This is a genomic window from Enterobacter sp. Tr-810 (genome assembly GCF_011752765.1).
Taxonomy (GTDB): domain Bacteria; phylum Pseudomonadota; class Gammaproteobacteria; order Enterobacterales; family Enterobacteriaceae; genus Enterobacter; species Enterobacter soli.
In genome coordinates this window covers 48,472-72,314 of record NZ_VWWW01000001.1, presented here as the reverse complement: position 1 = coordinate 72,314, position 23,843 = coordinate 48,472, and the positions used below count along the sequence as shown (strand labels likewise).

The following is a 23,843-nucleotide window of genomic DNA, read 5'->3' as shown; positions in this document are numbered from 1 at the left end:
TCTCCTCTGAACTCTTACTCAATACTCATACGGCTGACCTGCCATGCTGAACGTGAATAATAAATCTGATTATTCAGCTCAGGCAAACTGTCATAGGGATACACAATGAAGAACGGACCTTTATCACGGACACGCATATATTCCCCATTGATTTTGAAAGCAAGGATCACATTGTAATTCTTGAAATCACTGAGAGGGATAACGGTAGTATAGTCATTAAGCGCGGTGACTTTAACAACAGTCCCTTTCGCCCCGACATAATCCATGAGCTTTTGCATGGAAATACCCGTAAAAGTCGTGCGCCCATTATACCAGGGTGACGTAGTCTGGAAGCTGACCACGCCCAGTTTCTCGAGGGTAGCGATATCAAAAACGGCTTTGCCGTTTTCATTGGTATTTTCAATTTTACCGGACATGGTTAAAAGGACTTTACCGGTAGGTTTGGTAAGTTCACCAGCCCAGACCTGAGTGCCGACTACCAGGCTTAACAACATGACAATTAAACGCATTCTAACCTCACCTATCTACCGGATGTTAAAGGATTATAATTTAGATATCATGCCTTTAGTATATGCTGCCTGGCTAATCTTGTTGCAATAAGTTCAACAACATTTTAACCAAGTAGAATCAATGAGTTAGAACATGTCATTTTTTAAATATTAATTAATAAATGTCGGCACTCTTATTTGACGTACGATTAATCCTAGGGTTTCTGTACAAAAAACAAGCCACCAGTTTAGGTAGTACAATGATGGTCTACTAATTTGAAGGTTTATTAACTTGTGCAGCCTCCAGGGACGTTACGAGTCACTGCTGCCGTTTAATTAATAACTAACCCTGCATATCAAAGCCGGATTTCTGAAAATCCCGATAAACCTCCAGGTTGGTAAAGGCCGGGAACTGCGCTTTTTGTGCAGCCGATAGTACGGCCTCGCAATAGGCTTTATTGCCGTTGCTGGTTGATATGCTTAACGCCGTTCCATCTTTGGCAAACGCCAGATGCAGCCGGCATTTCTTCCCTTTCCAGCGTTGCGGATCATCAATTTTGGCATTAACTGCGGCTCTGATTGCCCGCGCCTGCGCGCCCCATTGATCATTGTCATCCCAGCGGCCAGAACCGCAACTACCCGTTGCCGTGGTCTTATGACATCCTGACGGGTGTAACGGCGCACACCCTGTTGCCATGCTGGCTACTACGGCCAGCATCACGATTGTTTTCACCCTTTTACCTGAACTAAGCCTTTTCATTCCCTTTCCCTTATTTCTGCGTAATCGCCGCGCTGAAGCAATCTTCATCTACCGTCAGGCTGGCGATTTAGTGACGTTTGGGTTATTCGCTATTTTCTCCCGTTATTGCGTTGAATGGATCTCGTCAGCCAGCAAGTGCAGCTGCGCTTTCAGCCAGTTCGTCGCGCCTCGCTTACCGCTGCGTTTATGTGAATAAATCTTCACTTCAAACGGGCGGATTGCGAACGGCAGCGGGAAAATCCGGATATCCGTTGCCGGAACCAGCTTCTCAGCGGCATATCGCGGGATTGCCATCAGCAGATCGCTCTGGGCTACGATAAACGGTGCGCTGAGCATAGACGGCGTTTTAATCGCAATTTGCCGTGTGTGCCCCATCTGCTCGAGCTGTAGATCCAGAACGCCCTGCTTTTCATTCCAGGGCGTCACCACCAGATGGCGGGCGGCGAGATAATCCTCCAGCGTCAGTTGTGTCCGGCGGGTATTACTGATGACGACATACTCATCTTCAAACCAGCTTATCTCATCCAGTTCCGGGTGGCGGATATCATCCGACGTGCTGAACCCAAGCGCCAGGTCCACTTCCCCCGCCAGTAGTTCCGTCAGTGCCGGGCTATGCGGCAAATAGCGTAACTCCAGGCGCAAACCTGGCGCCTCATGCTGCAACTTGTGCATCAGCGCCGGGAAAATACAAAACGCGGTGAAATCGGTAATCGCAATTTGTAATGACTCCGTGCTCGCAGAGGCTTCAAATTCCGGCTGTGGCGTCAGCTCGTGATTGAGGAATTTCAGTGTCGATGCAATCGCAGGCGCAAGCTGAGTGGCATACACACTGGGGCACATGCGATGGCCTTCCCGATAAAATAACGGATCGTTGAGGGTAATACGCAGACGCGACAGCGCATGGCTCAGCGCCGATGTGCTCATTGCCAGTTCATCCGCGGCCAGCCGCACAGAGCTGTGACGGTAAATCGCGTCAAAAACAGGGAGAAGGTTTAAATCAAGACGCCTCAAAGTTGGATGCATAATATTCATCATTTGTTGATTTCATTGCACTTAATTCTTCTGACAATAACCCTTATGCTTAACCCCATCAACATAAAGCAGAACAAACAGGAAAACTCATGAGCATCACAATTCGTCAGGCCCGCCCGGAAGATGCAATCGCAATCTACGATATGATTTATGAGCTGGCCGTGTACGAAAAGGCACCGCAAGAGGTTGTCACCACGCCAGACGAGATCCGGGAAACACTTTTCGCCGCAGGCAGTAAAACCGAAGCGCTGATCGCTGAGAGTGAAGGTAAAGCCGTGGGATATGCCGTGTTCTTCACCAGCTATTCAACATGGCTTGGTCGTAATGGTATCTATATGGAAGATTTGTATGTTTCCCCGGATTATCGCGGCCAGGGCGCGGGAATAGCGTTACTGAAAAACATCGCGCAATGTGCGGTACAGCGCCAGTGTGGCCGCCTGGAATGGAGTGTTCTGGACTGGAACCAGCCAGCCATTGATTTCTATCTGAGCATCGGCGCGCTGCCGCAATCTGAATGGGTTCGCTATCGCCTTGATGGCGAAGCACTACTCAAATTTGCCGGGTAAATACATCCCCCTCTGACTCGCAGCGGGCCTGCTACCAGAGCGTTCATGTACGGGCACACAAAAACGGTGCCCGGTACTCAACGCGGGGTGCTTTAATCAGACGCTTCAGCACGTAATGCCGCCTGCACCGCAGGTCGCGCATGGATCCTTGCCATGTAGGCTGATAGCACGGGCCAACCTTGCAGGTCGATGGCGAAGAATTTACACCAGCCCAGCACCGTGAAAAGGTAGGCATCAGCAACACTGAACACCGACCCCATCAAATAGTTTTTACCGTTGAGTTGATCCTCAAGAAAATTGAACCGCCGGAACAGCTTTTCGCGATAAATCGATTTGACCTCGTCGGGCAGCGCGGAATTGAATAACAGCGCCGAGCCCGCATGTATCTCACTGGTAATAAAGTTAAGCCATTCCTGGAGACGTACCCGATCCCAGGTGCCCGCTCGCGGAGCGAGCCCGCTTTCCGCCTTAAGATCTGCAAGATACTGCACAATCGCCGGACCTTCTGTGAGTATCTCTCCATCGTCAAGTTCAAGTGCTGCGACATAACCTTTAGGATTAATGGTCAGGAAATCGCGTCCGTCAGCGGTGCGCTTGCTCCGGTTGTCCACTTTAACCAGTTCAAACTCAAGCTCCAGTTCGCGCAACACAATGTGTGGTGAAAGTGAGCAGGTATCAGGGGCGTAATAGAGTCTCATGGTGTCTCCTTTGAATTGAATGTTTTTTAACGACGCTTAATACGTTTCTGAAACACTCTGCTTAATGAGAATCTTGCTGTAAAATTAATTGCTCATAATTTAACTATTAGCTGAGCTACTGATACTCATGATGAATCTTTTGCACTGGCGCTTACTGGTCGCAGTCGCGGATGCCAACAATATTTCGCGCGCCGCGGAGGAAATTGGCATGACGCAATCGGGTGCCAGCCAGGCTATTGCCCAACTGGAGGCTTCACTTGGGTTTTCTGTCTTTACTCGTGAGCGGCGGAATATTGGCGTCACCGCCCTCGGCGAGCAGGTTGTCGCACATGCAAGGAGCATGATATTGCAGCTGAATGCGATCCGTTTGCTGGCAGACGAGAGCCGGGAGCTAAACAGCGGACGCATCCGCCTGGCCAGTTTTCCCTCTGTAACCGCCACATTTTTGCCCAGATTATTGCGGGACTTTAAACGTCTCTATCCCGGTATTGAGGTGGTGATCCTGGAAGGCACGGACGAGGAAGTTGAAGAGTGGCTTGCGCAGGACACGGTTGAACTTGGGGTTGTCATGAACCCTGCGCCTGGGCGCGCAAAGGTTGTTTTAGGAAAAGATGCCTGGGTCGCGGTCATGCCAGCTCGCCATCAACTGACGGGTTTCGCAAGAACATCTGGCATAACGCTAGAAGAACTGGCAGACCAGCCCTTTATTCTTGCCACCGGAGGGTGTTTAGTGAATGGGCAAAGCCTGATGGAAAATGCAGGCTTAAAGTTGACTGACGTGCGCGTAAAAGTACGTGACTGGGTTAGTGCCTGCTTGCTTGCTGGCGAAGGTATGGGCGTCGCACTTGTCCCCGAATCAGCCCTGCCGGAGACGTTGCGCGGTCTGTGTGTCGTCCCTCTTGCCCCTGCCCTGTATCGTGAGTTTGGACTGGTTTGTTCGCCATCGGGGAATGAATCTGCTGCGACACAGGCGCTACTCAACGGTCTGGGTAAATGAGGTTTACGACCTGGCGTGGCTGAGCAGAGAATCAACGCGGGTTGCGTCGGTGACGTTGACGTTTAAAACCGCTGACCGTTTGCTGTTTACAGTTCAAGTGCAGCAAGAACGGCAGCTTCCATTTTCTCCGGCGTGGTGAACGGGGCAAAACGCTTAAGTGGTTTACCATCGCGCCCGATCAGGAACTTAGTGAAGTTCCACTTGATTCGCCCGCCCAGCACACCGGGTAATTCGTTTTTCAGATAGCGAAACACCGGATGGGCCGCGGTTCCGTTGACCTCGACTTTCTCGAACATCGGGAAGCTCACACCGTAGTTGATGTGGCAGGTCCGCGCAATGTCATCGGCATTGCCGGGCTCCTGTTTGCCGAACTGGTTACAGGGGAAACCCAGTACCACCAGCCCCTGGGCAGCGTATTTCTTGTAGAGCGTTTCAAGGCCGGCATATTGCGGCGTAAAGCCACACTGGCTGGCGGTATTCACGACCAGAACGACCTTGCCCTCGTAGTCGGCCATTGGAATCAGCTGGCCGCCCAGACTGGTGGCTGAAAATTGATGAAAGGTGGTCATATCGGGCTCCTCAAAGCAGAACCCGTTCGAAATCGACTTGGCAACTTAGCGTGTTGCTGTCAGAGCAGGTCTGAAATAGTGTTTGTTACATCTTTGCAAAGTCGAACGAAAAGAACAACAACCCCTCACCCTTTGGCCTGCTCTTTTGGGCTAACCACTATAAAGTGGGTTGTGCGTGTTTCCCACGCAACGAAAAAACTCAATTTTGCCGTTCACGGGGACTTCATTAATACCCTTATCTATTCTTCATACAAATATGAGGTGGCGCTCATTTTATGAATCTGGCGAGTCATATCCTGTGAATAATTCTCAGGAGGTAAAAATATGAAAAAGCTTCTGATATGTTGTTTGTTTGGCAACACAGCAAATTCTCTCGCCAAAAAGATACAGTTACTGGCAGAAAACAAGGGGCATCCTCTCATTGTGGGTGCGGTGGGTCTGGATAATTTTGCCAGCGTGGCGCCCGCTTTCGACGGATTTCTCATTGCCCCGCATATTCAGTATAAGGCCGCTGAGATTAAAGCAACCGTTGGAGACGCTCGTCCTATTGCTGTGATTGAAAGCATGGCCTATGCCTCACTCGATGCGGAAAAAGTTTTAGCGTTTGTGATGGCACAGATGCCAGAACTGGCGGCCAGACACCCAAGGCCGTAGGGAACATTGAAATTGCGTCATAACGTTATGATATAAAAATAAAAAGGGAGCAGTGTTTACTGTTCCCTTTCTTTTATTCGTCAATCGATTATTTCAGCGAGTTGACGGCCTGTAAAATGACGTTTGCCACGGCATCTGGCTGAGAGATATGGGGGGCATGACTGGCGTTCAGGGAAATTACCGTTGCATGGATTTTCTTCGCCATCGCCTTCTGCAAATCAGTATCGAGCATGTGATCCTGTTCGCTGACGATATACCAGGAAGGTTTGTTTTCCCAGGCTGCGACGTTAACTTTTTCGCCAAATACGGCACCGTTCGTTGGGCCCTGAGTGGCATACATCAGGTTTGCCTGTTCAGCAGTAACATCCTGCGCCAGGTGCCGGGCAACACCTTCGGAGGTGAGCTTCAGATACCCCGCCTCATCAGCATCTATATGACTGAAACCTGATGGCGTCGGATACTCTTTGGTTAAATCACTCACAGATTCCCCAGCAGACGGCGCAAATGCTGCGACATAGACCAGTGCCTTTACGTTCTCATTTTCTGCGCCCGCTTGCGTAATGACTGCCCCCCCATAGGAATGGCCGACCAGCACAACCGGACCTTTAACTCGTGCAAGCGCGCGGCGGGTTGTGGCGGTGTCTTCAGCAAAGGAAGTCAGTGGATTTTGCACAGCGATAACATTCAGCCCTTTTGCCTCAAGCAGAGGAATAACCTTTTTCCATGTTGAACCATCTGAAAATGCGCCATGGACAAGCACAACCGTTGGTTTCGGTGCTTTAACGTCAGCAGCAGATGCGAAAGCTGAACAGCTCATGGATGCAGCCATCAGTAAGGAAAGAGACAGATTTTTCATATCAGGTACGCCTTTGTTAGTGATCGGATGCCCACCGCTTGAGCGAGCTAAGTTAACAGGCAATGTACATTGAAAACGTAGTGCGATAAATTCATCAAAATAACCATAACTTGAAACATAGGGTTTCTAATGGATCGCTTAACCTGTATGCAGACATTCGTAAGAGTGGTCGAATCAGGCTCCATTTCTGCCGCAGCGGAAGAAATGAACCAGTCATCTCAGCTCACGGGCAAGCAGTTACGCTCGCTTGAGCAAAATCTCGGTATTAAGCTCATCAGCCGTACGACTCGGACCCAGAGCCTGACGGACAGCGGTCTTCTCTTTTATGAAAGAGCGAAAATTATTCTGGCTGAAATGGAAGAAGCGGAAACCCTGATTTCTGAAACCCGGGCGATCCCCCGTGGCAATCTGAGGATCAGTGCACCAATCACCTTTGGCAGCCAACTGCTTGCCTCGAAGCTGCCGGAATATCTCAAACAAAATCCCGAAGTTTCACTCGAATTATGTTTGTCGAACCGGACTGTCGATCTGGTTGAAGAGCGCTTTGATGCGGTTTTTCGTACGGGGGAACTGCCGGACAGCCAGCTGCTTGCAAGGGCTCTTACACCCTATCAAATGGTGATTTGCGCTGCGCCGGCCTATCTCGAAATGGCGGGAAGTCCCTCTGTGCCGCAGGACTTGATGCAGCACCAGTGCCTGATCTTTACCCACACATCTATGCGGACGGAATGGAAATTTGAAGGACCGGACGGACACATCTCGATCCCTGTAGCCGGCAGGTTTAAAACGGACAATAGCGAAGCCTTACTTGCGGCCGCCCTCGCTGGACTGGGAATAATTATGCAGCCGTATCCGTTGATGAGTGCGGACATTGCTGCCGGGCGACTTGTACGGATACTCCCGGAGTATGAAGTGCCTGGCAGGCCGGTCCATGTGCTTTATGCACAGGACAGGCGAATGACGCCGCGCTTGCGCAGTTTTATCGATTTCTGCATCACTCATTTTAGCCAGTAGAAACCCGGCTGGACGGCACAGCCTGAGCAGCTATTTTCTCACTTCGGACCACCGAGGATCTTCTCCAGCTCCTCGAGGTCTTCTTCAACAGCCGTTTTAAGACCGCGACGTTCAAGCCACTTTCTGCCCCAGATGCTCAGATCCAGAACCAGCTTGTTCAGCTCTCTACCCTCATCACTGAGTGAGTACTCAACTTTTGGCGGAACAACCGGATAAACCTCACGAATAATGAGACCATCCTCTTCCAGCTCTCGTAGCTGCTTTGTCAGTAATCGCTGATTGATGCTGGTTAAAAAGCGCTGGAGTTCGCTAAAACGAAGCGTCCCATCTTTAAACAAGTGATAGAGGATCACGCCCTTCCATTTCCCGCCCATGATATGCAGTGCAGCTTCCATTGAACATCCTGGAGCCGAATCGTAGTTGCGTAATTTTTTCATAAAAACATCATGGTTACCTTTTGGTAAGTATGTGTATTTTTTTAGCGTATAAACAAATTTTCATCGTATGGTACTTTTAGCGGGCTAAAGATCAACCACTTTCTGGAGTAGAAATGTCAGCTTTGCTTTTTGAACCTATCACGATCAATGGTGTTGAATTCCGCAACCGTATTGCCATGTCCCCGATGTGTATGCACTCGGCTTCCGATGATGGCTACGTTAATGATTTCCATGTTATCCACTACGGCGCGCGCGCCCTGGGTGGAGCCGGCCTGATTATGCTGGAAACCGCCGCTGTACTGCCAAACGGGCCAATCGGCCCAGGTGATATTGGGATCTGGGATGACAAACACGTTGAAGGTTTGTCCCGCGTAACAGCGGCTATTCATCGGTTTGGTGCGAAAGCCGGTGCACAGATAGGCCATGCGGGTCGCCAGCTGGGTATTGACCTGCCCTCCATTGCGCCGTCTGCAATCCCGTTTACACCAGAGTCCCGCGTGCCGCAGGCGATGAGCATTGAGCAGATCAAAGAAGTCGTGGAAGCATTCCGCCAGGGGGCACGTCGCGCACGTGAAGCGGGTTTCGACGTTATTGAAATCCACGGTGCACACGGCTATCTGCTGAATCAGTTCCTGTCCCCGCTGGCAAACAAGCGTACTGATGAGTACGGCGGCAGCCACAAAAACCGCTACCGTATTGTGCGTGAAGTCATCGATGTCGTGCGCAGCGAGTGGAAAGGTCCCTTGTTCCTGCGTATATCTTCAACAGATTATGTGGAAGGCGGAAACCGTCCGGAGGATTTTCTGATCTACGGCAAGTGGATGAAAGAACAGGGAATTGATCTGATTGACTGTTCCACCGGCGGTATTGCGATGGTACCGGTTAACACTTATCCTGGTTATCAGGTGCCGGCAGCCGAGCTGCTGCGCCGGGAACTGGACATTAAAACCGGGGCTGTGGGTCTGATTGAAACGGGTCGGCAGGCAGAAGAAATTCTACAGAATGGCCGCGCGGATATCGTGCTGGTTGGCCGCGACATGTTGAAAGACCCGTTCTGGGCGCGTACTGCGGCAGACAATTTACATGTTACCCTTCCGGTCCCGGCGCAATACACCCGCTATGGTTCAGGCTGGCAACGTTCGCAGCCGCGACTCCCCGCAGCAGAACTAAACAGTACGGTTGAACGAGCGACTCAGACCATTCTTTCCTAAAAACAGGAAGTTGTGCCCGCTACACATGAAAAAGCCCTCTTCTGGAGGGCTTAACCTTTCAGACGGTGACTGGCGTCATACCGTTAATCGAACATGCCGGTGGGGCATTCCTTTCCTTCCCATCTGACTATCGTGGCGCCTGGATCCAGATCTCTCACCGAAACCCTATCTCCGCCAGATTCAGAGCCTGTAACAACGATATCGTAATCATGATTTGGCTGAGGAATGAATCTTTCGGAGACTGAGCGATCTGTATTTTGGTAGTAGCCCGCTTGTGTCCAGTAATGAATGACCGTCACGAGCTGACCTGGTTTGACAGTAAATTCATTGATGAAACTGCCCTTGTTGTCAGATGACTCAGGCATGCCGATTTTTTTATTTCCTGTCACAGGAATACCGAGAATGGCAAGACCCGCTGTAATCCGGCGTTCTAACACTTTTTTATAACAGCCACTCGGCTGTTTTTCGTAAAATTGCAGAGCGGTATTTCCATCAGATGCAGCACGGATCCGGGCTGCATCTGAACCTTTATAGTCTTCCAGCGAAGGCCTAAACCCCGCTGTACATCCACTTAACAACGTTACCATTATTCCCGTAATGACCCATTTCCCGTACATTCACTTTTCCTTACGTTTTCGTCGCTCCTGTTTTTATCGACCTATACTGCCAAAATCTTTACGGGTATTAAGCACGTTATCAGGTTATTTCAGGTGTTCTTTCAGTTCATTGGCTGCCTGACCAGGTGCGATCCGCACGCTTGTGACCAAAAGCCTCACCTGCAGCGCGCGCTTACAGACCCAGATCAGACAAGCCCGGATGATCGTCAGGACGACGCCCCAGCGGCCAGAAGAACTTGCGCTCGCTTTCTTTGATAGGCATGTCATTGATACATGCGAAACGACGCTTCATCAGGCCGTCGGCCTCAAATTCCCAGTTTTCGTTACCGTAAGAGCGGAACCAGTTACCTGAGTCATCATGCCACTCGTATGCGTAACGGACGGCAATGCGGTTTCCGCCAAACGCCCACAGCTCTTTGATGAGGCGGTACTCAAGCTCTTTTTTCCACTTACGGGCGAGGAATCCTTTAGCTTCTTCACGATTATTCGCAAATTCAGCACGGTTACGCCATTTGGTATCCAGCGAGTAAGCCAGCGCGACTTTTGCCGCGTCGCGGGTATTCCAGCCATCTTCAGCCAGACGAACTTTTTCGATAGCGGTTTCCAGTGTGAATGGCGGAAGCGGCGGACGGACTTGTGCATTAGTCATGGTAAAACCTCAGTCATTTTCGGTTTACAGGTAATAGAAATTTTCGTTACTCAGGCCCCGGCAGAAGCCCGTTCCAGCAATACTTTTGCAACGTCCCGGGCGTCATCAGCTGCGTTCCGATCGCCCATCACATATGTCGTGGTGATCGCCCCCTCCACCAGCACCAGCAGTTGCCTGGCCAGAACATCGGGGCGTTCGATGTTTAACTGCCCGCAGAGTTCTCGCGCGTAATCCAGCAGTTTCTGCTTATGCATTTTCGCAATCTGGCGAACGGGATCGTCCGGATCTCCCACCTCCCCGGCTGTGTTGATAAAGGCACAGCCCCGAAAGCCGTCAGACTCAAACCAGCTTTTCAGAACCGTAAACATGTTCAGAATGCGCTCCTGAGGCGTTTCGCCTTTATCAGACTCGGTTCTGAACCACTGCATCCACCGTTCGTCACGCTCATTCAACGCGGCAGATGCCACGTCCTCTTTGTTCGCGAAATGGCGATAAATACTCTTCCTTGCGACGCCAGAGCTCTTCACCAGAAGGTCCATGCCCATGGCGTGGATACCGTTCTGGTAGATAAGCTGTTCAGCGGTGGCGAGGATTTTTTCTCGTGTATCACTTGGCTTCTTGTTCATGGCCCAAAGGTAGAACGATCGTTCTACATGGTCAAGCGCTTGTTTTGCAGGATGTTGATAACGGCGGGATGAAAATTAAAAAAAATATTTAAATCAATCTGTTGAAAGGGTGAGTTTTTTACTTCCTGGAATTAACTTTGCGGGAATTAAGCACGTTATCAGGTGATAATCTGTCTCCAGTCAACCTGCCTGACTGCCCCATAGACAATGCCCACTCCTGGCACAAAGCGGACCGCCTGGAGTGCCACAAGGTCTGCTGTGAGCGAAGAGCGGACATATGCTAAACGAGGGATTGCAGGATAATGATGAAGAACTCAGAAAGTATTCTAAAAAAATGAAACTCATGCAGGCTGCAGGAGTTTCATTCAAAGGATACGAAGGGGGCTATTTTTTTATGAGTCTGGCTATTACATAAACATTGTTTTTGTAGCGAGCCCCTGTAATTACATATTCTACACCTAATTTCTCAGCTTTTGCGCATATGATATTCTCTGCTTCATTAAGAGTTGATGCAGTTGCGGTAATGCTTTCTGCGAAAGCTGAAAAAGGTAAAAAAACAAGTGAAAAAATCAATGCAAGTTTTTTCATATATATCTCATTAACAAAATCAAATCATATGGCGCAAAATCGACTTGTTAAGCGTCTACAAATAAAACCTGCCCGGTAATAAAACCATCAACAGAACGCTCAAAAGCTTTCCCGACAAGTGCGCCCGGGACAGGCTGGAAACCTGGCATCATCTCACCATAAACATCCCAGGCTTCTTCAAGCACGGTCGGATTAACTACATTGATACGCACTCCGCGTGGTAATTCGTGAGCCACACACTTAACAAAGGTATCAATGGCGCCACTGGTTGTCGCATCAGCGATAGCCATAGGGATCGGCTTAACATTCAGGATCCCCGATATGAGTGTAAAAGAGCCTTTGTCATTAATATAATCGAGGCCAACTTTAACCAGATTAATTTGCCCCATCATTTTGCTTTGCACAGTAGTTTCCCACTGCTCTTCAGTCATTTCGGTAAAGTCTGCATATTCGCAAAAGCCAACAGTGTTAACAACAGCATCAAACTTTCCAACTTTTTCAAACAGTGCTTTAAGAGAGGAGGTGCTAGTAATATCTACCTTATGGTCACATCCTTCTCCAGAACGGCTGGCGGTGATGACCTCATGGTTTTTTAATCCACTGAGTGCAGCCTGACCCATTTTGCCTTGTGCACCGATTAAAATAACTTTTTTCATAATGTTCACTCTTCAGGGTTATTGGTAACGAGTGAAATCTTAGAATTCTGGTGATACAATGTATATAGGTTATCAATTGTATGAGATACAACTAAATGATAGATGGTTTAGATATCAAGCACATGCGAATGTTTATTCAGCTTGTACAGGAAAGAAATGTCTCTAAGGTTGCTTTTCAGACAGGTATGTCGCAACAGGCAGTAAGTGCCTATCTGAAGCGTTTACGAGGTTTTTTTCCTGCCGAAATTTTTTTACGGAAGAATGCAGGCTTAGAACCAACAGACTATGCAATCAATTTAGCCGACAAAATTGGTGAAATTCTTTATGCCATTGACAACATTTCAGGTGAAGTGGCTTTCGTCCCAGAAAGCTATAATAAAAAAATTAATATCATGGCTAACGAATATGCCCAGCTCACCATACTTCCATCCTGGTTTCAAATGTTACGACAGGAGTTTCCCAACCTTCATTTCGAGGTTCTGGATTTTAATCTAAAGCACCATGCTCAGTCGCTGGCGAGCGGAGATATTGATATGGTGATTGGATTTTCCGATTATATTGATGAAGGGTTAGTACGAAATAAGTTATTTAGTGACCATTATTGTTGCGTCATCCGTAAGTCCTCTGGTTTGAATGATCTTACTGAGCTTAAATCATTACCCGCTGTTAGATTTTCAACAGGACCGGGTAACATTGAAGATATTGTGAATAAGTTTTTTGAAGAAACTGGCGTCAGAGACAACGTTATCGCTACGTTGCCATGTTACACGACTCTACCCGTATTTATGGCTACAAATGATGTTGTCGCCTTCATTCCTTCCGCGATTGCCGAAGATCCAATGTTCAAAGTTATTCATTACGAAGACAAACCACAATTTTTCGAAATAGCTTGCGCCTGGCATAGAAAAAGTCAGGGAAGCCCGCTGAGACAATGGCTAACAGATAAACTGAAAGGTCACGTTAAAAAACTTTGGGGTTCTCAATAAATTTCATAAAAATTGATCCCTCTGGCGTTGTAAGTATCTGTACTTTTGCCGGCAAAAAAACTTAACCAATTGATTTATAAAAAGTCTACTAGTCCAATTAGGGCATGTCCGCTACTGGCACACAGCAGACATTTTTTATCTAAACGTAATTCTTCTTTAACTAGCCCAGTGCTTCCGGCATCAGGCCCGTCACCCGTTCAAATTCTCGCACATTATTCGTTACCAGGATGGCACCGGCGGCAATGGCGTGCCCGGCAATCACCGTGTCGTTCGGGCTCGTGGAGTCGAAGCACATTTCGGAACAGGTGATAGCCGGTATAACAATACGCTGATTACATCAGAATATGTAATTCATGCTTACCGAGACGCTACGCGGTTCCCCATAGACGGCAGAGTCATCGAGGTAGGAGTAGTATTCGCGGTCAAACAGGTTGCGGACGTTTGCCTGTACCGCCAGCTGCTTCGTTAGCTGATACTGCGCGAACAAATCGACGAGCGGATAGCTGCCCTGGTAGAGGCGCTGCGTCTCGCCGTCCGGACCGGTAACATCTTTGTACACCCGATTCTGCCAGTTTACGCCGCCGCCTACGGTCAGTTCTGAAAGCACCGGGACGCGATAGCGGCTGAACAGCTTCAGCTGTGTCTGCGGGGCGAAGCTGTTGAAGCGGCCATCTGAATCACGGGCAACGTAGCGGGTTGCGCTAAAGGTGAGCTGCAGGTTGTCGGTAACGGCACCGTTCACCTCAAATTCCGCCCCTTTGCTCACCGCGCCTTTGGTTGCGTGATAAGCCTGTTCGCTGGATCCATTAACGAATTCCCCGCTGATGGCCTCTCCCGCGTTCTCCTGTTCGATACGGAATACGGCAACGTTAGTGGTCAGGCGACCGTCCATCCAGTCGGCCTTCAGGCCGGTTTCATAGTTTTTGCCGGTGACGGGTGAGAGCCATGCGCCATTTTTCGTGCGTTTGGTTTGCGGGGCAAAAATTGAGGTATAGCTGGCGTAAGCGGAAAGGCTGTCGTTGATGTCATACACCAGGCCGCCGTAAGGTGTGGTGTTGTATTTACGCATATCGCCGCTGCTGCCGTCTGAGCTGTACTGGGTATAACGCGCGCCAACGATCAGCGACAACGGATCCGCCAACGACAGGCGTGCCGCGGTATACGCCGATTTTTGCCGCACGATATCATCCGCATTTTGATACCAGTCGCTCCACTCCGGTTCGGCCACGCTCCCGTCCCAGCTATTGTTGAAAATGCCAATCTGATCGCTGTCCATCGGCCCGTCTTTACTGAAGGTGGCATTGTGCTGACGGCTATAGCTGGTCCCGGCCATCAGCTGATGTTGACGTCCGAGCAGTTCAAAAGGCCCGCTGGCGTAGGTGTCAAAGGAGTCCAGGGTGCGCTTGCCGCGATCCTTACTTCCCCAGCCTGATGCACCTTCACCGGTGGTGGCGTCCGGATTGCCCATCACGTAGAGCAGGGTGTCGTTGAACGTTTGCTCGCCGTGGGTTCCATTGAAACGAACCGACCAGCCGTTATCCCAGCTGTGGGTGAGGTTAGCGAAAACTTTACGCGACTCAACGGCGTATCCCGTCCAGTCCGCCGAGGTATTGACGTTGCGATCATAATGGGTGCGGCTGCCGTTACTGTACAGACTGGGTAATCCGCCCCAGGTCGGATTGGCGGTGTTTGTTTGCTGATAATCCCAGCCCATCGAGGCCGTCGTATGTTCCGTTACATCGCCTTCAATTACACCATAGAGAAATTTCTTGCGCTTGCCATATCTGTCGAGCCAGCTGTCCTGATCCTGATAACCCGCCACTACGCGCCCGCGCAGGCTGCCGTCGGAATTGAGCGGCGCGGAGATGTCGCCCACATAGCGCTGTTTGTTCCAGCTTCCGTAGCTTGCGCTGACGTTGCCCCTGAAAGTTTTACTGTCGGCTCGTTTGCGCACCATGTTCACCGTTGCTCCCGGGTCGCCAGCGCCGGTCAACAGGCCGTTCGCGCCGCGCACAATCTCGATACGATCGTAAATGGCGGTATCTTCCTGCGCGTCGCCAAAGTTCCACGCGTCGCCCATCGATGTGGGGATCTCATCGTAGGCGAAATTGGTGATTTCAAAGCCGCGGGAAAAGTAGCTGGAACGCTCGCTATCAACCTGCTGCGACGAAACGCCGGTGGCATTGGTTAATACCTGGTCAATGGTTTGCAGGTCCTGGTCCTGCATACGCTGGCGCGTCACGACGCTTACTGACTGGGGGATATCGCGCGGGGTCAGCAGCATTTTGGTGCCTGAACGCGTTGTTTTTACCGCATAATCCTGTTGCGAGTCGGCGCTCCCGCTCCCGTCGCCGTAGACAACCATTTCTTGTTCATTTGTATTCTCATCCGCCTGTGCCGGGTGCATGACGGCGGACATCGCCAGCGCAAGCAGTGAAAGTGAGAAGGAGGTTGGAATTAACCCTGAGGGCGCTTTCGCGCAATTAGCCCTGTCGTTAAGAATCATCATGTTACCTGTCAGTTGTTGTTGTTTTTTGCAATTCATTTATATAAACAAGAATGCCAATGATAATTATTTGCTTTATTATGCACAGGCTCTTTTGTAAGTTAAATGTAATTAAATGTATATTTATAAAAAATCAGCGCGTTTCGCGTATGGCAGGAAGAAAAATGAACAAATTTCAATGGCTAAAAGGAATGACATGGGGCTTCAGCGTTCTTACTGCGGCGTTAGCCCTCAGCGCAACGGCTTCAGCATCTACCCCTGATTCGGCTGCGCTCAAGCAGCGCGAACTTGCTGATGGTCTGTATGAGATGGTTTACTCCCCTACGGAAAATGCGCTATACGTCGCGAGCGCGCAGGGGTTCAAAAACGTCAACGGCGGGGTGCTCTATAAACTGGATCCCACAACGCTTGCCACGCAAGGTGAAACCCATACCGACCTGAAAAATTTCGGCATGGCAGCGGACGATAATGGCAAGGTCTACTACACCACCAACACCCTCGATGGTGGGGTATCGAAAGTGGACGTGGAGAGCGGCAAGGTGCTGCAGCGCCTGATGTTTGAAGGCAAAGATAAGGATGGCGACCCGGTTGGCGCGCGTGAGATCCTCTTCCACAAGGGGCAACTGTTTATCGGCGGCGTTGCCGACCCTGGCTTTATCTCTGTGGTTGATGCCAGCACCATGACGCTGAAAGCCAGAATCGAGAATGCCGGAAAATGGGTGACGGGGATTATCTATTCGCCGTTGACCGATCGCATTTATGCCGCCAACGGCGGCGGCGAAATTCTGGTGATTAATCCGGTCACGCATAAAATTGAACAGCGCTGGACGCCGGGAGATAAGAAAGCGTACCTGTTCCTGAACATGGCAGAAGATCCCGCCACCGGGCGCCTGTTCGTGACCGATGATTCAAAAGCCAAAACCACGCTGATATTCGATGAGCGCAGCGGCAACGTCATCAAGCGTCTTGAAGGGGATGCCCTGGGGATTAAGTTTAACGCTAAGCGCAACGAAATTTACATCAGCCAGCGCGAGTCAAAGAAGGTGCTGCAGCTTGACGCCGGTAGTTATGCTGTGAAAAACAGCTGGACGTTCAACAGCCATCCCAACAGTCTCCTGGTCACACCGGACGGTAAAACTTTATACGTAACAGTGAAGCAGGACTTCAATGACGACAACACGACGAAAGGCCCAGATAGTGTGGTTCGTATTTCATTAAATTAAAAAAATATACAGCCATTCTGTGAGGGATGGCTGACTTATAAAAGTGGATGTTGAAGTCCGGCCAACGGATAAAACTGGGTTAAAACGCCAGATGTTCTAAAGTTGCTGAGTCTGTCATGTCCGCTTCTGGCACGGAGCGGACTTACCTAAAACAGTAGCTACAACAGATAACCCTACAAAGGTTACATTATGTTTTTTGGGGCAGAGGGAATGCAAATGAACAGCTATGTAATCTTCATCAAAGGCGATGAGTCCAAAGTAATAATAAAGAAGCAAGTGACGCGTGAGATTTCTAAGAATTTGAAAGCTAATGGTTTTACCCGATATCCTTATACAATAGATGCAGAAAACGAAAAAAACGCCCTGCAAATACTAAACAAACAAGGTCAGGAACACTTAAACACGCTTTCTGAATTCACAGGGAATATCTTTTTCTACTGTGCTGTTTTAGTGATTAGTTTGGTCGTGGCACTTATTTTATCTCGGTGAATGTTTTTAATAATTCATACTATAAGCATCCCTGCAAACTAGCTGTGATTATTAGAGTTCAAATCTGCCTCATCAGGTGGACTTATAGCATGGCTATGGATTTTTCCTGCCACCGGAAAAGCTATTTCATCAACTGAACAACCTTACCATACGATCCAACTCTTCTTCTTTTACCGCTTTTGAAAGATAATACCCTTGAAAATTTTTAATACCTAAAGCGACGAGTTTATCAAATTTTTCTTTGCTATCGACACCTTCCGCCACGCAGTCTCTTCCCGTTATATCGCTATAAAACTGCATCGCTTTAATAAGATTATAATCATTGTCATTGGCAACAAAGTTATCTACGATATCTCGGTCGAGTTTCAGCCCATCAAAATGAATTTGACGCACGGGAAACATAGTATAATGGCTTGAAAAGCAGTCATCCAAAAATAGTCGACAGCCAGTATTACGCAAGCGCTGCATCGTTTTGGGGATCGCGCTATCTTTCGTAACATCAATGGATTCAGCAAACTCAAACACCAGTTTTTCTGACCACAGCGATTTAGACAACATTTCAGTGGCTTTTTTTGCCATACCTGGCAGCGAATTACCGGAGGCAAGCTGCGGCGGAATATTCACCGAAAAATAGTACTTACCATTGTATTTATTAATACCTGATATAGCCGCATGGATAACCAACGCGGTGAGTTTAAGCCAGATTTCAACATTTGAGATATCGCCTAAAAAACTTGCTGGCTTCAGGATCTTTCCATTCTTATTCCAGCGCAAAAGAATTTCAAAGCCTACAACCTTTTTATAGCGATCGGTAATAACTTGATACGCCGGGAATATTTCTTTGTTAAGCAAGGCATTAAAAATCGCCATTTCATGGCTGGATAGCATATTTTTTTCATTTTTCCGGGTTATAACGTTTTCCATTCTGGAGGCTTTAAGATCGCTCAACCACAGATGAATATGATGTAGTTTTTTTAAGCCTTCCTTTCTATGGGTATAGATTGTTTTATCCGATAAGCCCGTTACTTCACACTGTTTTTTCACAGTCATGCCACGATAGCAATTGAGCAAAATATCCAACTCTCGCTTCGTTAACCCTTTCAAAATATTTTTAGAGGTGAGTCCAGAATATGTTTCACACAATGGACGAGAGCAATATTTTACCTCACGTGAGTTATCGTTAATACACGCCATAATGTCCGAAATATTGGCTACTCGGATCATGGATAATTTGAGTTTATTGTCCAGAAGGCTTCCAAGCGTACGCAGCAGCCAGCTGTCCGGTATTTCCCCGTAAAGCGTGACGCGTTTTAATACCGGCAGTTCATTGAGAACCAAAGCAAGCTTCTTGAGGCTCTCGAGGAGGTTAACAATGTCTCTCCCAAGAAAAACAGAAATCACACTACATTGATTTAAAATGATATTTTCAATATCATGGCGACTAACTTCCTCACCATCAAACTGGATATGAGACGCCTTTACGCCCTGCTCTTCAAGTAACAGGCTGTATCCCTGGAATGTGAAACCGCAGGCTGATATGACAAACTCTTGCTCATAACGAGCTGCACTTTTGCAAATACTATTATGGGCCATAACCTGCTCCCTGGTAAAAGAACACGATTTCTCTTGCAGAACAAAACCGTCGATTTACGAATGCTACAACGCTAAAGTTAACCCGTTATAATAAATAATTTTACAGCACTCCAAAAAGTTTATAAACAGTAATTAACGTTATGAGACAGAACATCTTTGCGTTAATCAAGCCCAGCACCTATACGCTGCATAAATATAATAATCCTTTCAAATAACGACGGTAAATATTTCATTATCGATGTATAATAATGGGCCGAACAGAAGACGGATTACGTCACTTCATCAGTTCGTTAAAAATAAGAGAGAAACGCCATGGATAATCACATCACATCCAGGGCTTTGCTACATCGAAGGGATGTTATTAAGAGCAACCCACGATTTAGCGAAGCAATAATAGAGCACTACACCATTAATGACACCATCTACAAAAAACAACCTTTGTTCTATAAAACAATGCTACAGGAATCCCGTTTCAATATTATCCTCTCAATGTGTTGTTTTATATTCGGCAATCAAGCCGAATCGGTTTCAGAGATAAAGGAGTTATGCTCGCGATACAAAATTGCCAGTCCCAACAGTGTTATCGCAATCATCACATTACTTCGAACGACGGGACGCATTAAGACCTGGCGATGTACAGAAGATAGACGAAAAACAATTATCGAACCAACGCAAAAAGGATTAGATGAACTTAAACGCTATATGTCTGGCGCGTTTTCGCCCGTGAATATTTTATACCCAGCATTTAATATAAACGTTAACATGTTAGATAATGATTTATTGAGGAATAATTTCTTCCGCCGTGCAGCAGAATATCTTTTTCGCGGTGTAACATTCAAAAAGATTTTACCTGAGGTCGGGTTATTTATTGATAAAGATGGAGGCCGTATGATTATGTTGTATCTTTACCTACAAGCTATTAAAAACAAAACAGCACACGGCGCCACAATTGATTATTCATCGAGCACACTTGCAAAAGAGTTTTTTGTCTCACGTATTCATGTCAATCGGATAATCAAGTCGGCACAAGAGATGGGTTATCTGAAAGCTCGGGGTGATGGTCGTATGTCGATCTACCCGGCATTTATTGAGCTTGTTGAAAATTATTCCGGGTTATATTTTGCTTATGTGACTCATTACATCAACTTTGTTCCCAAAGAAAAACGTCCAGTCACTAGCATGATACCCACTGTATAACAACAATGGCGTTCGGTTAACTGAACGCCATTTTTTTATCTTTCCCTCAATGCCTCTTTCGCTTTATTCAACGGTTTCAGCAGGTAATCAATAATGGTTTTGCTTCCCGTTTTGATATCAACGGTGGCTATCATGCCCGGGAACACCGGGAATTCCTTGCCCTGCCTATTGGTCAGATGGTTGCTGTCGGTGCGAATGTAAACGCGATAGTAGTAAACATCCCTTTTCACCTCATCCTGAAGGGTATCCGGTGAAATCATCGTCACTTCCCCTTCCAGCCCGCCGTAGATGGAGTAGTCATAGGCCGTAATTTTGACCATCGCTTTTTGCCCGGGATGGATAAAGGCCACATCGCGAGGCGAAATTTTCGCTTCAATCACCATCTGGTCATCAAGCGGTACCAGACTCATCAGTTTGCCGTTGGGAGGAATGACCCCGCCCACCGTGGTGACATCAATATCTTTGACTATCCCGCGGACCGGCGCGTTAAAGGTCAGGCGGGTCAGAGAATCTTCACGCCCTTTCATAACCGAGCGCTGTGCTTCCATTTCTGCGTTCGCTTTCGCCAGTTCTTCACGGGCGCGAACGTAGTACTGGTTTTTCATCTCGGTGATTTTGCTCTCTAGCTCATTTTTTTGGCGTTCAAGGCGTAAAACTTCGACCTTACTGGCCGCTCCCTGCGTCACCAGCGGACGCGTTAATGCCAGTTCACGCTGCACAAGATCCGCTCCCTGGCGTAAACCCGCCAGCCCTTTTTCAAGACTTTCTCGACGTGACTGAAAAAGCGCAGTTTCCTGTTTGACCAGCTCAACGTCGTCATCCAGTTCTGCCGGGAATTTGAGTTCCGTGTCGTTCACCTCAGCATTCAGACGCGCGGCCGTCGCCATTGCAGCATTTAATCGAGACTCACTCTCCAGCACGCTGGACTCGGTTTTCGTCCGGTCCAGTTGGGCAAGCTGTTGACCACGCTCCACGATATCGCCTTCGCGCACCATCAGACTGTGGATAATCCCCCCTTCCAGGGACTGGATCACCTGCTCGTGCGAGGACGGGATCACCTTCCCGCTGCCGGTGGTCACTTCATCGAGATCGAACAGGCTCGCCCAGGTGATAAAGACCACCAGCAGAGCAAACAGGGACCATGCCACCAGCGTGGAGCGCGGCAGGCGCGGCTCTTTGAGACGGCTGTTAAAGCGGGAGAAATCATTCATGCCACGCTCTCCTTTTTCATGGTGACGGTACGCTGCGGTGCTTTCTGCGGCGCCATGCCGTGCTGGCTCAGGATGGCGTCACGCGGTCCATCCATCACCACTTTGCCGTTTTCCAGGACAATGATGCGGTCAACCAGGTCCAGAATCGGCAGACGATGCGTCGCTACCACCAGCGTCCGGCGCTTGCCGAGCCACTGGTGAAGATGCTGGATAAATTGCTTCTCGCTAACCTCATCCAGCCAGGCAGTGGGTTCATCCAGCAGCAGAATGTTTGGTGACGTGATCAACGCGCGCGCCAGCAATAACGCCTGACGCTGCCCGCCGGATAACCCTACACCACCTTCGTTGATGATGTAGTTCAGCCCCATTTTCTGCTTACGCACAAACTCCAGTGCGCCGCTGTTGACCAGCGCCTGATGAATTTCCTCGTCTGTCGCCAACGGGTTGCCCATCAGGATGTTGTCGCGTACGGAGCCAAAGAACAGCCGCGCCTGCTGGCTGAGCAACTGCATATCGCGACGTACGTCCGCCGGGTCCAGATGATTCAGCGCGATATCGTCCAGCAAAATGCTGCCCTGCTGCGGCTCCTGCATTCCCGCCAGCAGGTGCAGTAAGGTGCTTTTTCCCGAACCATTTCGCCCGAGCACCGCCACGCGCTCCCCGGCTCGAATGTGCAGTTTGCTGATGTTCAGCACGGTGAGTTTCTCTTCTTCATCGTAATAAAACCCGACGTCGTCGAGCTGATAATCACCGCGCAGGTGGGCTTTGTGCACCTTTTTGCCGTGCTGTGGGTCGTCAATCGGGCGCTGCATCAGATCGTCCAGCCCCTTGCGGGCCACCTTTGCCGACTGCCAGCGGGAGAGCACGCCGGAAATCTGCGAAAGAGGCGCGATGGTGCGGGACGCCAGAATGGAGGTCCCCACCAGCGCACCGGTGGTCATGTCGCCGCTGATGACCAGATAACAGCCCACCAGCAGTACCACCGCGTAGACGATGGACTGCACTTCCTGAGTCCAGGTCAGCAGTAACCCCGTCAACCAGCGCTGCTTCATGCCGACGCTGGCGGCAACATCATTGGTGTTATTCCACTGGTTCTGAAAACGCTGTTCGGCACGCATCAGCTTGATGTCTTCAAGGCCCTGCACCGCTTCCACCAGCGTGGCGTTACGAATCGCCGATTCACGCATCCCTTCACTGGAGAGTTTTCCCAGCGGGCGCTGCACCAGCAGGCCAGGAATAAGCAGGAGCGGCACGGCCAGCAGTACCACCAACACCAGCGGGCCACCAATCATCCACAAAATAAAGACGAACAGCAGGAAGAACGGCAGATCGGATATGGCGGCAATAGTGGTGGAGGTGATCAGCTCCCGCACCGACTCCAGCTCGCGGATCTGAGCGATAAACGACCCGGTCGATTTCGACCGTGCACCGTTTTTAATCCTCAGGGCATGGGCAAATACGCGTTCGGAAATACGCAGGTCGGCACGTTTACCCACCACGTCCGAAATATGCACCCGCATCATGCGCATGATGAATTCAAAAACGATGGCAATCATCACGCCGCCAAACAGCACCCATAGCGTAGCCTCCGACTGCGAGGGCACCACCCTGTCATACACCTGCATGGAAAAAACCATGCCGGAGAGCGCCAGCACATTGGCGACCAGCGCCACCAGCATAATGTCGCTATAGCGACGCCAGTCCTTCAGCGCCAGCTGCCAGAACCAGTTTTTCTCATAGGGTTTAATGTAATCATCCACGCGCGCATCCGGCGTGGACTCCAGCGGACGCAATACCATCAGCCCTTTTAACCGCGAACCAAGTTCTTCACGCGTCAGCGTCGTTTCCAGGCCTCCGTCGCCGCTAAACTGCAGGCTGACGTACCCTTCGTTGTCCATACGGTTGATGACCGCGATTTGCCCGCCGCTGAACTCCGCCAGCAGCGGCAAACGCCACGGATCGAGCGATACAGCTTCAGCCGTCGCCATACGCATCCCCAGCCCAAGCTGGCGCGCCATCTCCTCCAGCACCAGTTGTCGGGGAGACTGACTTTCATGGTTAATCGTGACCCGAACATGCTCCGCCGAAAAATCCAGCCGATAGTGCTTCGCGATAATGAGCATGCCCTGCAACCAGGGTTCGTACTGTGGATGTGTCTTCATAATGCTACGTCCTGTTCAGGGCGATGATTTCGCACTGAAATGATATCTTTGCGCAATG

Annotated in this window: 26 protein-coding genes; 9 read left to right on the top strand and 17 right to left on the bottom strand. The window is 49.3% G+C overall.

From position 1 onward, the window contains the following. Window positions 1-14: 14 nt before the first annotated feature. The 3 genes from F3J30_RS00265 to F3J30_RS00255 form a co-directional block, all read right to left on the bottom strand. The gene (locus F3J30_RS00265; RefSeq protein ID WP_014070200.1) at window positions 15-509 is read right to left on the bottom strand and encodes a molybdopterin-dependent oxidoreductase; all 495 of its coding nucleotides are present in this window, start codon (window positions 507-509) and stop codon (window positions 15-17) included. 322 nt (window positions 510-831) lie between these two features. Further along, on the bottom strand, window positions 832-1,206 hold the full coding sequence (locus F3J30_RS00260) for a cell envelope integrity TolA C-terminal domain-containing protein (protein ID WP_166716672.1): 375 nt from the start codon (window positions 1,204-1,206) through the stop codon (window positions 832-834). A 144-nt stretch (window positions 1,207-1,350) separates the two neighbouring features. Beyond that, window positions 1,351-2,283, bottom strand: a complete 933-nt coding sequence (locus F3J30_RS00255; RefSeq protein ID WP_166715232.1) for a LysR family transcriptional regulator — start codon at window positions 2,281-2,283, stop codon at window positions 1,351-1,353. A gap of 86 nt (window positions 2,284-2,369) precedes the next feature. Between F3J30_RS00255 and F3J30_RS00250 the strand changes: the two genes are divergently transcribed. Continuing rightward, window positions 2,370-2,846, top strand: a complete 477-nt coding sequence (locus F3J30_RS00250; protein WP_166715231.1) for a GNAT family N-acetyltransferase — start codon at window positions 2,370-2,372, stop codon at window positions 2,844-2,846. Between the two features lie 92 nt (window positions 2,847-2,938). On the opposite strand, the gene gstA is transcribed toward F3J30_RS00250, so the two are convergent. Continuing rightward, window positions 2,939-3,544, bottom strand: coding sequence for a glutathione transferase GstA (gene gstA, locus F3J30_RS00245; RefSeq protein ID WP_166715230.1), 606 nt, complete (start codon window positions 3,542-3,544; stop codon window positions 2,939-2,941). 127 nt (window positions 3,545-3,671) lie between these two features. On the opposite strand from gstA, the gene F3J30_RS00240 reads away from it, so the two are divergent. Next, entirely contained in the window at window positions 3,672-4,541 is an 870-nt protein-coding gene (locus F3J30_RS00240; RefSeq protein WP_166715229.1) for a LysR family transcriptional regulator, read from the top strand. Between the two features lie 86 nt (window positions 4,542-4,627). Here F3J30_RS00240 and F3J30_RS00235 read toward each other — a convergent pair whose 3' ends face one another. Then, window positions 4,628-5,110, bottom strand: coding sequence for a glutathione peroxidase (locus F3J30_RS00235; protein ID WP_166715228.1), 483 nt, complete (start codon window positions 5,108-5,110; stop codon window positions 4,628-4,630). Window positions 5,111-5,434: 324 nt separating this feature from the next. Between F3J30_RS00235 and F3J30_RS00230 the strand changes: the two genes are divergently transcribed. Next, entirely contained in the window at window positions 5,435-5,764 is a 330-nt protein-coding gene (locus F3J30_RS00230; protein WP_166715227.1) for a PTS cellobiose transporter subunit IIB, read from the top strand. 88 nt (window positions 5,765-5,852) lie between these two features. On the opposite strand, the gene F3J30_RS00225 is transcribed toward F3J30_RS00230, so the two are convergent. Next, window positions 5,853-6,620 carry an alpha/beta hydrolase gene (locus tag F3J30_RS00225; protein WP_166715226.1) on the bottom strand — a complete coding sequence of 256 codons (768 nt, stop codon included), beginning with the start codon at window positions 6,618-6,620 and terminating at the stop codon, window positions 5,853-5,855. A gap of 129 nt (window positions 6,621-6,749) precedes the next feature. Between F3J30_RS00225 and F3J30_RS00220 the strand changes: the two genes are divergently transcribed. Beyond that, complete coding sequence (locus F3J30_RS00220) at window positions 6,750-7,634, top strand: LysR family transcriptional regulator (RefSeq protein ID WP_166715225.1); 885 nt, start codon at window positions 6,750-6,752, stop codon at window positions 7,632-7,634. A 38-nt stretch (window positions 7,635-7,672) separates the two neighbouring features. On the opposite strand, the gene F3J30_RS00215 is transcribed toward F3J30_RS00220, so the two are convergent. Beyond that, the gene (locus F3J30_RS00215; protein ID WP_166715224.1) at window positions 7,673-8,071 is read right to left on the bottom strand and encodes a helix-turn-helix domain-containing protein; all 399 of its coding nucleotides are present in this window, start codon (window positions 8,069-8,071) and stop codon (window positions 7,673-7,675) included. 113 nt (window positions 8,072-8,184) lie between these two features. Here F3J30_RS00215 and namA point away from each other — a divergent pair, with 113 nt between their 5' ends. Then, window positions 8,185-9,282: an NADPH dehydrogenase NamA gene (gene namA / locus F3J30_RS00210; RefSeq protein ID WP_166715223.1), complete on the top strand. Its 1,098-nt coding sequence runs from the start codon at window positions 8,185-8,187 to the stop codon at window positions 9,280-9,282. Window positions 9,283-9,365: 83 nt separating this feature from the next. Here namA and F3J30_RS00205 read toward each other — a convergent pair whose 3' ends face one another. From F3J30_RS00205 to F3J30_RS00185, 5 genes are all read right to left on the bottom strand, one after another. Further along, complete coding sequence (locus F3J30_RS00205; RefSeq protein ID WP_166715222.1) at window positions 9,366-9,899, bottom strand: hypothetical protein; 534 nt, start codon at window positions 9,897-9,899, stop codon at window positions 9,366-9,368. Window positions 9,900-10,071: 172 nt separating this feature from the next. Further along, window positions 10,072-10,548, bottom strand: coding sequence for a DUF1348 family protein (locus tag F3J30_RS00200; RefSeq protein ID WP_166715221.1), 477 nt, complete (start codon window positions 10,546-10,548; stop codon window positions 10,072-10,074). A 50-nt stretch (window positions 10,549-10,598) separates the two neighbouring features. After that, window positions 10,599-11,174 carry a TetR family transcriptional regulator gene (locus F3J30_RS00195; RefSeq protein ID WP_166715220.1) on the bottom strand — a complete coding sequence of 192 codons (576 nt, stop codon included), beginning with the start codon at window positions 11,172-11,174 and terminating at the stop codon, window positions 10,599-10,601. Between the two features lie 384 nt (window positions 11,175-11,558). Continuing rightward, a complete protein-coding gene (locus F3J30_RS00190; protein WP_166715219.1) occupies window positions 11,559-11,762 on the bottom strand; it encodes a DUF1471 domain-containing protein in 204 nt (67 codons plus the stop codon). A 47-nt stretch (window positions 11,763-11,809) separates the two neighbouring features. Further along, window positions 11,810-12,418, bottom strand: a complete 609-nt coding sequence (locus tag F3J30_RS00185) for a short chain dehydrogenase (RefSeq protein ID WP_166715218.1) — start codon at window positions 12,416-12,418, stop codon at window positions 11,810-11,812. Window positions 12,419-12,513: 95 nt separating this feature from the next. Here F3J30_RS00185 and F3J30_RS00180 point away from each other — a divergent pair, with 95 nt between their 5' ends. After that, window positions 12,514-13,404: a LysR family transcriptional regulator gene (locus F3J30_RS00180; protein WP_166715217.1), complete on the top strand. Its 891-nt coding sequence runs from the start codon at window positions 12,514-12,516 to the stop codon at window positions 13,402-13,404. Window positions 13,405-13,564: 160 nt separating this feature from the next. Here F3J30_RS00180 and F3J30_RS22685 read toward each other — a convergent pair whose 3' ends face one another. Together F3J30_RS22685 and fhuE are read right to left on the bottom strand one after the other, a co-directional pair. After that, a complete protein-coding gene (locus F3J30_RS22685; RefSeq protein ID WP_282097504.1) occupies window positions 13,565-13,699 on the bottom strand; it encodes a hypothetical protein in 135 nt (44 codons plus the stop codon). 42 nt (window positions 13,700-13,741) lie between these two features. Continuing rightward, the gene (fhuE, locus tag F3J30_RS00170) at window positions 13,742-15,910 is read right to left on the bottom strand and encodes a ferric-rhodotorulic acid/ferric-coprogen receptor FhuE (RefSeq protein ID WP_166716671.1); all 2,169 of its coding nucleotides are present in this window, start codon (window positions 15,908-15,910) and stop codon (window positions 13,742-13,744) included. 164 nt (window positions 15,911-16,074) lie between these two features. Between fhuE and F3J30_RS00165 the strand changes: the two genes are divergently transcribed. Together F3J30_RS00165 and F3J30_RS00160 are read left to right on the top strand one after the other, a co-directional pair. Continuing rightward, window positions 16,075-17,133: a hypothetical protein gene (locus F3J30_RS00165; protein WP_166715216.1), complete on the top strand. Its 1,059-nt coding sequence runs from the start codon at window positions 16,075-16,077 to the stop codon at window positions 17,131-17,133. A gap of 216 nt (window positions 17,134-17,349) precedes the next feature. Continuing rightward, window positions 17,350-17,622 carry a hypothetical protein gene (locus F3J30_RS00160; RefSeq protein WP_166715215.1) on the top strand — a complete coding sequence of 91 codons (273 nt, stop codon included), beginning with the start codon at window positions 17,350-17,352 and terminating at the stop codon, window positions 17,620-17,622. Window positions 17,623-17,751: 129 nt separating this feature from the next. Here F3J30_RS00160 and F3J30_RS00155 read toward each other — a convergent pair whose 3' ends face one another. Beyond that, window positions 17,752-19,215 (bottom strand): EAL domain-containing protein, encoded by a 1,464-nt coding sequence (locus F3J30_RS00155; RefSeq protein WP_166715214.1) that lies wholly within the window; start codon window positions 19,213-19,215, stop codon window positions 17,752-17,754. A 312-nt stretch (window positions 19,216-19,527) separates the two neighbouring features. On the opposite strand from F3J30_RS00155, the gene F3J30_RS00150 reads away from it, so the two are divergent. After that, on the top strand, window positions 19,528-20,412 hold the full coding sequence (locus F3J30_RS00150) for a MarR family transcriptional regulator (protein WP_166715213.1): 885 nt from the start codon (window positions 19,528-19,530) through the stop codon (window positions 20,410-20,412). A gap of 35 nt (window positions 20,413-20,447) precedes the next feature. Here the strand turns inward: F3J30_RS00150 and F3J30_RS00145 are convergent, their stop codons facing one another. Beyond that, window positions 20,448-21,623 carry an HlyD family type I secretion periplasmic adaptor subunit gene (locus tag F3J30_RS00145; protein ID WP_166715212.1) on the bottom strand — a complete coding sequence of 392 codons (1,176 nt, stop codon included), beginning with the start codon at window positions 21,621-21,623 and terminating at the stop codon, window positions 20,448-20,450. After that, the gene (locus F3J30_RS00140) at window positions 21,620-23,785 is read right to left on the bottom strand and encodes a type I secretion system permease/ATPase (protein WP_166715211.1); all 2,166 of its coding nucleotides are present in this window, start codon (window positions 23,783-23,785) and stop codon (window positions 21,620-21,622) included. Before F3J30_RS00140 ends, F3J30_RS00145 begins: the two co-directional genes overlap by 4 nt. Window positions 23,786-23,843 lie beyond the last annotated feature (58 nt).